Origin of the sequence: Facivitalis istanbulensis (assembly GCF_040560405.1) — a bacterium.
Lineage (GTDB): Bacteria > Pseudomonadota > Alphaproteobacteria > Sphingomonadales > Sphingomonadaceae > Sphingomonas > Sphingomonas istanbulensis.
In genome coordinates this window covers 17,025-29,401 of sequence record NZ_JAVSCQ010000002.1, presented here as the reverse complement: position 1 = coordinate 29,401, position 12,377 = coordinate 17,025, and the positions used below count along the sequence as shown (strand labels likewise).

Annotated in this window: 14 protein-coding genes and 1 tRNA gene; 11 read left to right on the top strand and 4 right to left on the bottom strand. The window is 66.7% G+C overall.

The annotated features are described in order from the left end of the window. Positions 1–123: 123 nt before the first annotated feature. The 3 genes from rpsF to rplI are packed head-to-tail and all read left to right on the top strand — an operon-like array spanning position 124 to position 1,356. Positions 124–525: a 30S ribosomal protein S6 gene (gene rpsF / locus RN629_RS01625; protein WP_407033717.1), complete on the top strand. Its 402-nt coding sequence runs from the start codon at positions 124–126 to the stop codon at positions 523–525. Then, a complete protein-coding gene (gene rpsR / locus RN629_RS01620) occupies positions 525–749 on the top strand; it encodes a 30S ribosomal protein S18 (protein ID WP_007403456.1) in 225 nt (74 codons plus the stop codon). The genes rpsF and rpsR overlap by 1 nt, the downstream gene beginning before the upstream one ends. Positions 750–762: 13 nt before the next feature. Next, entirely contained in the window at positions 763–1,356 is a 594-nt protein-coding gene (gene rplI, locus RN629_RS01615) for a 50S ribosomal protein L9 (RefSeq protein WP_407033519.1), read from the top strand. Between the two features lie 67 nt (positions 1,357–1,423). On the opposite strand, the gene RN629_RS01610 is transcribed toward rplI, so the two are convergent. Together RN629_RS01610 and mutL are read right to left on the bottom strand one after the other, a co-directional pair. Then, the gene (locus RN629_RS01610) at positions 1,424–1,783 is read right to left on the bottom strand and encodes a hypothetical protein (RefSeq protein ID WP_407033518.1); all 360 of its coding nucleotides are present in this window, start codon (positions 1,781–1,783) and stop codon (positions 1,424–1,426) included. 29 nt (positions 1,784–1,812) lie between these two features. Beyond that, positions 1,813–3,606, bottom strand: coding sequence for a DNA mismatch repair endonuclease MutL (mutL, locus tag RN629_RS01605; RefSeq protein ID WP_407033517.1), 1,794 nt, complete (start codon positions 3,604–3,606; stop codon positions 1,813–1,815). A 135-nt stretch (positions 3,607–3,741) separates the two neighbouring features. Here mutL and RN629_RS01600 point away from each other — a divergent pair, with 135 nt between their 5' ends. The 8 genes from RN629_RS01600 to RN629_RS01565 all read left to right on the top strand — a co-directional run bounded on the left by RN629_RS01600 (position 3,742) and on the right by RN629_RS01565 (position 10,706). Then, positions 3,742–4,782 carry a rod shape-determining protein gene (locus RN629_RS01600; RefSeq protein ID WP_407033516.1) on the top strand — a complete coding sequence of 347 codons (1,041 nt, stop codon included), beginning with the start codon at positions 3,742–3,744 and terminating at the stop codon, positions 4,780–4,782. A gap of 24 nt (positions 4,783–4,806) precedes the next feature. Continuing rightward, positions 4,807–5,676: a rod shape-determining protein MreC gene (mreC, locus tag RN629_RS01595; RefSeq protein WP_407033515.1), complete on the top strand. Its 870-nt coding sequence runs from the start codon at positions 4,807–4,809 to the stop codon at positions 5,674–5,676. Beyond that, entirely contained in the window at positions 5,673–6,197 is a 525-nt protein-coding gene (gene mreD / locus RN629_RS01590; RefSeq protein WP_407033514.1) for a rod shape-determining protein MreD, read from the top strand. Before mreC ends, mreD begins: the two co-directional genes overlap by 4 nt. 1 nt (position 6,198) lies before the next feature. Then, on the top strand, positions 6,199–8,268 hold the full coding sequence (gene mrdA / locus RN629_RS01585) for a penicillin-binding protein 2 (RefSeq protein ID WP_407033513.1): 2,070 nt from the start codon (positions 6,199–6,201) through the stop codon (positions 8,266–8,268). After that, positions 8,265–9,377 (top strand): rod shape-determining protein RodA, encoded by a 1,113-nt coding sequence (gene rodA, locus RN629_RS01580; RefSeq protein WP_407033512.1) that lies wholly within the window; start codon positions 8,265–8,267, stop codon positions 9,375–9,377. Before mrdA ends, rodA begins: the two co-directional genes overlap by 4 nt. 120 nt (positions 9,378–9,497) lie before the next feature. Next, positions 9,498–9,573 (top strand) — tRNA-Lys (locus RN629_RS01575). Between the two features lie 102 nt (positions 9,574–9,675). Further along, positions 9,676–10,038, top strand: coding sequence for a DUF6481 family protein (locus RN629_RS01570; protein ID WP_407033511.1), 363 nt, complete (start codon positions 9,676–9,678; stop codon positions 10,036–10,038). Next, positions 10,035–10,706, top strand: a complete 672-nt coding sequence (locus RN629_RS01565) for a spermidine synthase (protein WP_407033510.1) — start codon at positions 10,035–10,037, stop codon at positions 10,704–10,706. Before RN629_RS01570 ends, RN629_RS01565 begins: the two co-directional genes overlap by 4 nt. Positions 10,707–10,727: 21 nt before the next feature. On the opposite strand, the gene RN629_RS01560 is transcribed toward RN629_RS01565, so the two are convergent. After that, positions 10,728–10,904: a DUF4169 family protein gene (locus tag RN629_RS01560; RefSeq protein ID WP_407033509.1), complete on the bottom strand. Its 177-nt coding sequence runs from the start codon at positions 10,902–10,904 to the stop codon at positions 10,728–10,730. Continuing rightward, on the bottom strand, positions 10,904–12,358 hold the full coding sequence (locus RN629_RS01555) for a phospholipase D-like domain-containing protein (protein ID WP_407033508.1): 1,455 nt from the start codon (positions 12,356–12,358) through the stop codon (positions 10,904–10,906). The genes RN629_RS01560 and RN629_RS01555 overlap by 1 nt, the downstream gene beginning before the upstream one ends. Positions 12,359–12,377: the final 19 nt, after the last annotated feature.

Below are 12,377 nucleotides of genomic sequence, written 5' to 3'. Positions count from 1 at the left end.
GAAGCACCTGCTTCACCCGCCCTCATGCCATTTTGGCGTGACGGTATTGAAGTATGGAAGACAGCCGGAGGGGCGTTCCACATGGGGTGGGCGTCAGCGATCGGCCAACATAAGGTAAGCTGCATGGCTCTTTACGAGCACGTGTTCCTTGCGCGCCAGGATCTGGCACAGGCGCAGGTGGACGCGCTGGCGGAAGCCGCCACGAAGATCGTCGAGGACAATCAGGGCAAGGTCGTGAAGACCGAGACCTGGGGCCTGCGTTCGCTGGCGTATCGCATCGCCAAGAACCGCAAGGCGCATTACGTGATGCTCGAGATCGACGCGCCCGCGGGCGTGGTCGCCGAGCTGGAGCGCCAGACCCAGATCAACGAAGACGTGATCCGCTACATGACCGTCAAGGTGGACGGCCATGAAGAAGGTCCGTCGGTGATGATGCGCAAGCAGGAGCGCGACCGCGAGCGTCGTGCCGATCGCGGTGAGCGCACCGATCGCCCCCGTCGTGACCGTGAAGAGGAAGCCGCGTAATGGCCCGCCCGTTTTTCCGTCGCCGCAAGAGCTGCCCCTTCTCCGCGAAGGACGCGCCCCGGATCGACTATAAGGATGTCCGTCTGCTCCAGGGCTTCGTGTCCGAGCGCGGCAAGATCGTGCCTTCGCGCATCACCAGCGTGTCGGCCAAGAAGCAGCGCGAGCTCGCCCAGGCGATCAAGCGTGCCCGTCACCTGGGCCTCCTGCCCTACGTCGTGAAGTAAGGAGTCCCAGAAGATGGACGTTATTCTGCTTGAGCGCGTCGAAAAGCTCGGCGCCATCGGCGACGTGGTCACGGTGAAGGACGGCTTTGCCCGTAACTTCCTGCTGCCGCGCAAGAAGGCGCTGCGCGCCAACGAAGCCAACAAGAAGGTGTTCGAGGCCAACCGCGCCCGCATCGAAGCCGAGAACGCGAACCGTCGCGCCGAGGCCGAGATCGAATCGAAGACCTTCGACAACGTCACCGTCACCCTGATCCGTCAGGCGTCGAACGTCGGCCAGCTCTACGGCTCGGTCGCGGTGCGTGACCTGGTCGAGGCGCTGGTCGCCGACGGCCACAAGGTCAACAAGAGCCAGATCGTGCTCGACCGTCCGATCAAGGCGATCGGCCTGTACGACGTGCGCGTCGCGCTTCACCCGGAAGTGGCCGTGACCGTCAAGGTCAACGTCGCCCGCTCGCCGGAAGAGGCCGAGATGCAGGCGCAGGGTGTCGACGTGATGTCGTCGATGTTCGAGCGTGACGAAGCCGGCTTCACCGAGGATTACGATCCCAACGCCGAGCCGGGCGCGACCGCCGAGGTCCAGCCGGAGCAGGAAGAAGCGCAGGGCTAATCCCCGACGCTTCGGCCGCTGCGCTGAAACAGGAAAAGGGCCGTCCGGCATGTCCGGGCGGCCCTTTTCATTTGCGTTGTTCTTTCGGAGAACGAACGCCCGCCCTCAAGGGCAGGTGACGCACGCCCCGACCACCGCCGCCAAGGGGATCAACGCGAAGAGAAGCGGCAATATCTTGTTCATGTCGACGTTTCCGAAAAAGCAGGTTCTGCGGATTAAATACACGGCAGAGTGCAAAAGTTTCGCTAGGATGAATACGTAGGTAAAAATGGATTCGGTCGAACGCCTGAAGAAAACGCTTCGTCGCGCCTGACCAGGCAAAAATACGGATGCCGCGATGATGGTGGGTCGGTATCGCCCATAGCAGCGGCCTGCCCCCGCCATGCGCGCCGGTGGCCTGGTCGAGACAGCGACTGATCCTCATCATCGGCCATCACCGGCGGAATTGCGATCCTCTCACTTCCGCCCGAACAGCTTCTCGATATCGCCATGCGCCAGCTTCACCCAAGTCGGGCGGCCGTGATTGCACTGGCCCGAATGCGGCGTGACCTCCATCTCGCGCAGCAGCGCGTTCATTTCCGCGACCGACAGGATACGGCCCGCACGGACCGAACCGTGGCACGCCATGGTCGCCGCGACATGATCCAGCCGTTCGCGCAGGGACAAAGCCTGGTCGAACGCCGCCAGTTCGTCCGCCAGATCGGCAACCAGTCCCTTGGGATCGCTCTGCCCCAACAGCGCGGGCGTAGCCCGGACCAGCATCGCAGTCGGCCCAAATCGTTCGAGATCCAGCCCGAACTCGGTTAGTTCGTCGATCCGCGCTTCCAGGCGATCGCATGCCGGTTCGTCCAGTTCGACGACCTCCGGGATCAACATCGTCTGCGACGCGATCCGCCCGCCGATCAGAGCGGCGCGCATCCGCTCGAGCACCAGCCGCTCATGCGCGGCATGCTGGTCGACCAGCACCAGTCCGTCTTCAGCCTCGGCGACGATATAGGTCTTCGCGACCTGTCCCCGCGCAACGCCCAGCGGATGATCGCGAATCTCGGGCGGCGGGGTGAAGGCGGCCTCGGCACGGGCGAGCGGCGGCGGCGCCGCAAAGCCGGGGCGCGGGGCGAACAGCGACTGGCGCTCCATCACCCGCGTCTCACGCGCGGCGAACGACCCGTCATCGGCGGCGGGCATCGCCACGGCAGACGCGGGGGTCGCGACCGTTTCGGCCTGCCACATCGACAGGGCGGATTCTGCGGGGCGCTGCACGCTGCGATGCCCCGCCTCGTCCAGCGCGCGGCGCAACCCCGACACGATCATGCCGCGGATGAGCGCCGGATCGCGAAACCGAACCTCGGTCTTGGCGGGATGAACATTCACATCGACCTCGGAGGGGGGAAGGTCGAGGAACAACGCGACCACGGCATGACGATCCCGTGGCAGCATCTCCGCATAAGCCCCTCGAATTGCGCCCATCAGCAATCGATCGCGCACCGGCCGGCCGTTGACGAACAGATACTGATGGTCGGCGATGCCACGGTTGAAGGTCGGCAGGCTCGCGACGCCGCCCAGGCTCACCGTATCGCGGACCCAGTCGATCGCGACCGAATTCTCGGCCAGCGCCCGGTCGGTCAGCCCGGCGACTCGTCCCGGTCGCTCCTCGCCCCCCGGCACGGTCAGCACGCGGCGGCCATCATGTTCGAGCGTGAAGGCGATGTCGGGCCGCGCCATCGCCAGCCGCCGGACGATATCGAGGCAGGCGGCATATTCCGACCGGGGCGAACGCAGGAATTTACGCCGCGCGGGCACGCGGGCGAACAGATCCTCCACCACGATCCGGGTGCCAGGAGGCACGGCGGCGGGGCCGTCGCGCAGCACATCGCCATTGTCGATGACCCGCGACCAGCCGTCGCGACCCGCCGGGCGACTCTCGATCGTGACCCGCGCGACGCTGGCGATCGAGGGCAGGGCTTCGCCGCGAAACCCGAGGGTTACGACCGATTCGATGGCTTCGTCGGGCAGCTTGGAGGTGCAATGCCGTTCCAGCGCCAGGGCGATGTCCTCCGGCGCCATTCCGCATCCGTCATCGGCCACCTCGATCCGGCCGACCCCGCCCAGCGCCAGCGCGACCGCGACCCGCGTGGCCCCGGCGTCGATCGAATTTTCGATCAATTCCTTCAACGCACTGGCGGGCCTTTCCACCACTTCACCGGCCGCTATACGATTGACGAGATGGGGAGGCAGACGCCGTATTGACATGCGGCAAACCCTAGCCCAAGCGACGGCATCCCGCGACCCCGCAAATGTGACGGAGCAGCTGCCCGTGACGGCTCTGGCGGCGGTTCGGGATATGAGTCACGCCCACCCGGTCCCAAAGACGGAACGAAAGCCTCGATGCCCCTCCCCCGCTTCCTGAAATTCATGTCCCACGACATGGCGATCGACCTCGGAACCGCGAACACCGTGGTCTATGTCCGCGGACGCGGCATCGTGTTGAACGAGCCGTCGGTGGTCGCGGTCGAGACGATCAACGGTATCAAGAAGGTCAAGGCGGTCGGTGACGACGCCAAACTGATGATGGGCAAGACCCCCGGCAATATTGAGGCGATCCGCCCGTTGCGCGACGGCGTCATCGCCGACATCGACGTGGCCGAACAAATGATCAAGCACTTCATCATGAAGGTGCATGGTCCGCGCAAGTTCGCGCGCTGGCCCGAAATCGTGATCTGCGTGCCGTCGGGTTCGACCAAGGTCGAACGCCGCGCGATCCGTGACGCCGCGTCCAACGCGGGTGCCAGCCAGGTCTTCCTGATCGAGGAGCCGATGGCCGCCGCGATCGGTGCCGACATGCCCGTGACCGAACCGATCGGTTCGATGGTCGTCGACATCGGCGGCGGTACCACCGAAGTCGCGGTGCTGTCGCTGCGCGGCCTCGCCTACACCACGAGCGTGCGCGTCGGCGGCGACAAGATGGACGAGTCGATCGTATCCTATGTCCGCCGCAACCATAACCTGCTGATCGGCGAAGCCACGGCCGAGCGGATCAAGAAGGAAGTCGGCATCGCGCGGCCGCCGGCGGACGGCATCGGCGTGACCATCCAGATCAAGGGGCGCGATTTGGTCAACGGCGTTCCCAAGGAAATCCAGATCAACCAGGGCCAGATCGCCGAGGCGCTTTCGGAGCCGGTTGCGACGATCGTCGAGGGGGTTCGCGTCGCGCTGGAAAACACCGCGCCCGAACTGGCCGCCGACATCGTGGACCAGGGCATCGTCCTGACCGGCGGCGGCGCGCTGCTCGAAGGGCTGGACGAGGTGCTGCGTGACGAGACCGGCCTGCCGGTGACGGTGGCGGAGGATCCGCTGACCTGCGTCGCGCTGGGAACCGGTCGCGCGCTGGAAGATCCGATGTATCGTGGCGTCCTGCTGAACGGCTAACCTCCAGGATAAGGGGAGCGGCGCATGGCGCCTGCCCGCGACCGTCGCACCGGGTTTTCGCGACGGCGGCAATATGGAGCCTTCCTGGCCTATGTGCTTGCGGTCGCGGGCGCGGTGGTGGGCGCGGTGCTGCTTGTCGCTTCGACTTTCCAGCCGCCCGCCTTTGCCGGGCTGCGCATGACATTGGGCAGCGCGACCGCACCGATTTCCGGGGCGTTCGTGGCCATCGGCGATGCGGTCAACGACATCCCCGCGACGATCGGCCATTATTTCTTTGTCCATGACGAAAATGCCCGCCTGCGCCGCGAACTGGACCAGTCGCGCAAGCTGCTGATGACCGCGCGGACCATCGCCTATGACAATCGCCGGTTGCGCCGGCTGTTGGCGATCCGCGACCGGACGCCCGATACGGTCGTCACCGCCCGGCTGGTCAGTTCGACCGGCACCAGCGGGCGGCGCTTCGCCCTGCTCAACGCGGGGCGGTGGCAGGGCGTTGCCCCCGGCATGGCGGTGCGCGGTGCCGAAGGACTGATCGGCCGCGTGATCGAGGCAGGCCCCGCCGCCGCCCGCATCTTGCTGCTGACCGATCCCGAAAGCATCGTGCCGGTCCGCCGCACCGGCGACGGCCTGCCCGCCATCGTGGTCGGCCGCGGCGACGGCACGGTCGATATTCGCTCGATCACCACCAATGTCCGGTTGAGCCGGGGCGAGTTGTTCGTCACCTCCGGCACGGGCGGCCTCTACGCGCCGGGTATTCCCGTCGCGCGCGTGCGCGCCAACGGTGCCGACTCCGCGATCGGGCAACCGTTCATCCATCCCGACACGCTGGATTTCGCCATCGTTCAGCGTGCCTTCATGCCGATGCCGCCACCCACGCCGGCACCCCGGCCGTGAACGCAGAGCAGTATAATCCTTTCGACCCCGGATTGCCGCCCGCGCGCGCCCGCGCGCTGCCCTGGCTGACCGTGATGGCGGGTTCGCTCGTCGCGATCGTGCCGGTCGTGGCGATCGTGCCGCTACAGCCGCCGCTCGGCCTGTTGATGCTACTGGCCTGGCGGTTGATCGCGCGATTCGCGCTGCGGCTCTGGGCCGCCGCGCCGCTCGGGCTGTTCGACGATCTGCTGTCGGGACAGCCGCTGGGCTCATCGATGCTGCTCTGGTCGATCACCTCGCTCGCCATCGACCTGATCGAACAGCGCATGGTGTTCCGCGATTTCTGGCAGGACTGGCTGATCGCCAGCGGCGCCATCGCCTTCTGCCTGACCGCAGGACGCTTCGTAGCCTTGCCGGTCGGCGCGCATGTCGACGCGCCGCTGACCATCCAGATCGCGCTGACCATCCTGTTGTTCCCCATGGCGACGCGGCTGGTGGCGTGGATCGATCGCAAACGCGGCCGGAATGAGGTAGGCATCTGACATGGAACGCCCCGGGCGGATCATGACCGAAGCCGCACAGGCCTACAGCTTTTCCCGTCGCGCCTTTGTGCTGGGCGCGGCGCAGGCGGGCGTGGGACTGATGCTCGCCGGGCGCATGGCCTGGCTTTCGATCGCGCAGAACGAGAAGTATAATCTCCTCTCGGAGAGCAACCGCGTCAACACGACGATGATCCCGCCGCGCCGCGGCTGGCTGATCGACCGGCATGGCGTGCCGATCGCCAATAACCGCACCGATTTTCGCGTCGACATCATCCCCGACCGGCTGGAGGACAAGGACCGGGTCCTGGCGCTGCTCCGCCAGATCCTGCGGCTCGACGACGAGGCGATGGAGCGCATTCGCCTCGACCTCGAACACGCCGCCGGTTTCCAGCCGGTGCAGGTGGCCGAGCGGCTCGACTGGGATCGCTTCGCGGCGGTGAGCGTCCGCATGCCCGAACTGCCCGGTGTCCAGCCGACGCGGGGCTTTGCCCGTTTCTATCCGGCGGGGGCGGCGGTCGCCCATCTGACCGGCTATGTCGGCACGCCCACCGCCGAACAGTTCAAGGCGACGCATGACCAGTTGCTCGTCACCCCTGGCTTCAAGCTGGGCAAGGACGGGCTGGAAAAGATGCTGGAAGGCGACCTGCGCGGCAAGCCGGGCGCCAAGCGCGTCGAGGTCACGGCGCGGGGCAAGGTCGTTGCCGAGCTCGCCACCCGCCCCGACGTGCCGGGCAAGAATATCCGCCTGACTATCGATGCGGGCTTGCAGGAATATGCCGCACGGCGACTGGGCACCAATTCGGGCTCGGCCGTGGTTCTCGACTGTCGCACCGGCGAGACGCTGGCGATGGTGTCGATGCCCGCCTATGACCCGAACAGCTTTTCGGACGGGATCAGCCATCTGGAATGGGCGATGCTGTCGGAGGACGACCATGTCCCCTTGATGAACAAGGTGACGCAGGGCCTGTATCCGCCGGGGTCGACGGTGAAGCCGATGAACGGCCTCGCCCTGCTGGAGGCAGGCGTGGGCCCGGATGATCGCGTCTTCTGTTCGGGCGCGATGCGGGTCGGCACGGGGGTCTTCCACTGTCACAAGCGCGGTGGCCATGGTCCGCTCAACCTGAAGGGCGCGATCGAGCAGAGCTGCGACATCTATTTCTACGAGATGATCCGGCGCATGGGCTATGACCGGATCGCGCCGGTCGCGCGCAAGCTGGGGCTGGGCCAGAAATACGAGCTTCCGCTGAACACGCAGCGTTACGGCACCGTGCCAGATCCCGAGTGGAAGCTGCGGAAATACAAGACGAAATGGACCATCGCCGATGGCCTGAACGCGTCGATCGGCCAGGGCTATGTGCTCGCCAATCCGCTGCAACTGGCGGTGATGGCCGCGCGGATCGCATCCGGCCGCGACCTCAAGCCCAGCATGCTCGCCAGCCAGGTTCATCTGGATGCGCCAGCCCTGCCCTTCGCGTCGGAAAATCTGGCCAGGGTACGCGACGCGATGTTCGGCGTCGTCAACCAGGGCGGCACCGGCGGCGCGGCGCGGATGCTGGTGCCGGGCGTGTCGCTGGCCGCCAAGACCGGCACCGCGCAGGTCCGGCGCATCACCATGGCCGAACGGCGGATGGGCGTGCTCAAGAACGGGCAATTGCCGTTCAAGCTGCGTGACCATGCCCTGTTGGTCTGCTTCGCCCCCGCCGACAATCCGCGTTATGCGGCCGCCGTCGTGCTGGAGCATAACGGCCATACGGTCCGCAACCTCGATGCACCGCTGATCGGGCGTGACATCATGACCTATCTCTTCGACCGCGACCGCGCGCTCGCATCGCTGACGCAGGACGAAGCGACCTGGGGCGGCGACATCCGCCAGCGCATGGCGGCGCATGAAGCGGCCTATCGCGCGGCGCAGGCGCCCAAGCCGGCGTCGGTCGCGACCAAGACGGATGCCGGCGCGCCGACCGATGCTCCCGCGGTCGAGGCGGCGACCAACGTCGCCGACGCCCAGGCCGAAGCGATGGCGACCAGCCCCAACGAACCCCGTACCGATGCGACGGAACCCAATCCATGAGCGGCCCGCGCATCATTCCCGAACCCATCGCGCAGCTTCCCTGGCGGGTGATCCTGCTGGTCACGGCGATTGGCTGTTTCGGTCTCGTCGTCCTGTATTCGGCGGCGGGCGGCTCGCTGACCCCCTGGGCCAAGCCGCAGGGCATCCGCTTCTTCGTGCTGCTGGCCGGATCGCTGGTCCTGTCGCGCCTGCCGCTCGACCTGTGGCGGCGGATCGCGATGCCGGGCTATCTGATCCTCGTCGTGGCGCTGGTGCTGGTCGAACTGCTCGGTGTGGTGCGCGGTGGCAGCCAGCGATGGCTCGACGTGGGCTTTATCCGGTTGCAGCCGTCCGAATTGATGAAGCTGCTGATCGTGCTCGCCTCGGCCCGCTTCTACGAGATGATGCCCCCGGCCGAGACGCGCCGTTTTTCCGGCATATGGCCGGTCGCGGCGATGGTCGCGGTGCCCGCCGCCCTGGTCATGAAGCAGCCCGATCTGGGCACCGCGCTGATGATCTGCGCGGGCGGCGCCACGGTGATGTTCCTGGCGGGCGTACCGCTGCGCCTGTTCATCGGCGGGGGGATCGGCCTCGCCATCCTCGCTCCGCTCGCGGTCAATTTCGTCCTGCACGATTATCAGCGCAACCGCGTGCTGATCTTCCTTGACCCCGAAAGCGATCCGCTGGGCACCGGCTATCATATCAGCCAGTCCAAGATCGCCATCGGATCGGGCGGCATCTGGGGCAAGGGCTTCCTCAACGGGACGCAGAGCCATCTCGATTATCTGCCCGAAGGCCATACCGATTTCGTCTTCGCGACGATGGCGGAGGAATGGGGCCTGGCCGGTGGCTGCTTCCTGATCCTCGCCTTTCTGCTGGTGATCCGCTGGGGCCTGAACGTGGCGCAGGCGGCTCCCACCCGCTTTGCCCGGCTGACCGCTGCGGGGCTGTCCACCACCATCTTCATCTATGTCATGGTCAATCTGATGATGGTCATGGGCCTGGCCCCCGTGGTCGGTATTCCACTTCCTCTGGTCAGTTATGGCGGGTCGTCGCAGATGACCGTGCTGCTGTGCCTGGGCATCCTGATGGCGATCGATCGCGAGAATCGCCGGGCGACACGCTGGTAGGGACGCGAAAATCGTCTGGCACGGCAAAAAACCATTTGCATTGCCGGATCGGGATGCTAAAGGCGCGCCTCCCGATCACGAGGCGGGCCGCCAAGCGGTTCGACCGACAGGTGATCCTCTGGACGCATAGCTCAGTTGGTAGAGCAGCTGACTCTTAATCAGCGGGTCCTTGGTTCGAGCCCAAGTGCGTCCACCAGTTTCTCCAACGGCTCCGCAGCGATGCGGGGCCGTTGTGCATTATGCCCTTGCCCCGCCGTCCTGGTCGGCCGCAGCGGGCATCCAGACGGACAAGGAACAGATGGCAGCATATAAGGTCCCCGGCTTTTCCGAACGTGCAGCGGCATCGCGCGATGCCAAGGCGGCGGCGCTGGAGCGACTGCGCAACAAGGCCGCACCCGACCCCGCCGTAATCGCGGCCCGCGCCGCCGCGCGCGAGGCCAGGGAAGCGGCCGAGGCCGAGCGCCGCGCCGCGCACAAGGCCGCGATCGAAGCGAAGAAGGCCGCAAAGGAAGAGGCGCGCGCAAAGGCCCAGGCGGAAGCCGAGGCGGCCGCCGAAGCCGCCGCCGCCGCGGCCCGGCCGCCGGTGGTTCCGACCGCCGCCGAGCTGAAGGCCGCGCGGGACGCCCGTTACGCCGCGCGCAAGGCCCGCCAGGGCAAATGACCCCGCGCGAGCTGCTCGGCGTGGCAGAGGTGCCCGGCGGAGAGCCGTTGCGCCTGTTCCGCCGGGGCGGCGATTTCATGATCGTGCTCGACCGCAACGAACTGATGAGCACGCGGATGAGCGGCTCGGAAGTGGCGCTGGGCACGATGACCTGCGACCGGCTGGCGGGGCGCGCCGCGCCGCGCCTGCTGATCGGCGGCTATGGCATGGGCTTCACGCTGCGCGCGGTGCTGGGCCGGCTGGGCAAGGATGCGCGGATCACCGTGGCCGAACTGGTCCCGGGGATCATCGAGTGGGCGCGCGGCCCGATGGCGACGCTGACCGCCGGATGCCTGGACGATCCGCGCGTCACGCTGGCGATGGGCGATGTCGGCAATGCGATCTACGCCGGACGCGGCCAGTATGACGCCATCCTGCTGGACGTCGACAATGGCCCCGACGGCCTTACCCGTCCGGCGAATGACGGTCTCTATTCGGGGCGCGGTCTCGATGAAGCGCGCGCCGCGCTGCGCCCCGGCGGGGTGCTGGCAATCTGGTCCGCCGCGCCCGATCCGGCCTTTGCCCGGCGACTGGGGCGCGTCGGCTTCGAGGTCGATGAAGTGCGCGTCCGCGCGCGCGAGAACGGCAAGGGCGCGACCCACATCATCTGGTTCGCCACGCCCCGCTGAACGGAGGCGGAGGCGGCGCGGTCAGTCCTCGCGACGCGCGCCGTCGAGTTCGCGCGTCAATCGGTCGCGTTCGGCGCTGTCCTGCTGCTTCTCGGCCTTGCTCCGGCCGAAACGCGCGCGGTTTTCCGTCGCATGTTGCTCGGCCAGCTTGCGCGCCCTGACCTTGCGCGCCTGGCGCAGGTTCACGATCTCCGCCATCAGTGCCGCCGCAGCCGCCGGAACAACCCGCGCCGCTTGCTCAGCGCCTCGAACATCTCGTCCGGCCCTTCGGGGTCCAGCACCTCGTTATCGGCCAGCCACGCCTCGACGCTCGATAGATCCGGCACCTCATAGGGGCGGACCGATTTCCGTTCGGTGGAGCGCAGCGCCTCCACCGTGGCGATCAGCGAGCCTTTTTCTGCGATCATTTCCGCCACGGTTTCCGAAGGGAGCCCCAGATGCTCGCCCAACAGATCGTCGCGGATCGCGCTGATCCGCCGCCCCGCCGCACTGTCCGGCTCGACCGCGATCGCCAGGTCGCATTCGGTGTCCAGCCGCATCGAGCGATTGTTGAGGTTGGATGACCCCAGGCGAAACACGCGATCATCGGCGATCAGGATCTTGGCATGGCAATAGATCGGACTGCCCCCCTCGGTGAAGGGATGATAGATACGGAACCGCCCATGCCGGTCGCGCCGCCGCAACGCCTCGACCAGCCGCGCGCGTGCCGTGTCCATCGCGACCGGCTCCAGCCAGCCTTGCGCGGTCAGCGGATTGATGATGACGAATTCCGGCCCCTGCTCCTCATCGAGCCGCCGCGCGATCGCCTCCGCCACCCGGCGCGAGGCAAAATACTGGCTTTCGATATAGACATAGCGCTCGGCCCTCGCGATCTGTGCGAGGAACAGCGCTTCATTCTCATGGACCGGAACCTGGTCGTCCATTTCGGGCATGGTCCGTGCGATGGCGACCGGCACATCGGTGAAATCCGCGTCCAGACCTTCGGGCCAGCAGCGTTCGCCGGGCACCGCGGGCGCCATCCGCCTGCCCCCCGCCGCATGCCAGCGTTCGCGGAACAACGTGCCCAGCGCCTGGGTCACCGGTCCCTCGACCGCGCTGATCGCGTCATGCCAGGGCTTATAGGGTTGGCCACCCGGCCGTTTCCGCCTGGGGTCGTCGTCGCGGTGCTCGCGCGTGTCCCAACGCTCGCTGGTCATGTCGATGCCGCCGCAAAAGGCCAGTTGATCGTCGATGATGGCGATCTTCTGATGATGCGACGCGGCGACCGGATGATGGCCGTCCAGCTTGGTATGGATACGCTTGTGCGCCATCCATTTCAGCACGGTGAAGAAGGTCCGCCCGCGAAACACGGACTTGAGCGCCCCGGTGTCCCAGCGGAGCAGGAAAATCTCCAGCTCGGGCTGCCGCTCGACCAGCGAATAGATGAAATCACCGACGGTTTCGTCTGGCGCTTCGTCATGGTCGAGCACGATCCGCGCGTCGAAATCCCATCCGATCAGCAGGATGCGCTTCCTTGCCGACAGCATCGCACGGCGCGCCACCCGGAAATAGCGTTCGGCATCGACGATCACCGCCATGCGGTCCGCCCGTTCGATCCGCCAGCATTCCTGTCCGACCTTCACACCGCTCTCCCCTGTCCTTCGGCATTTCATGCCCGCCACGAGGGTGACT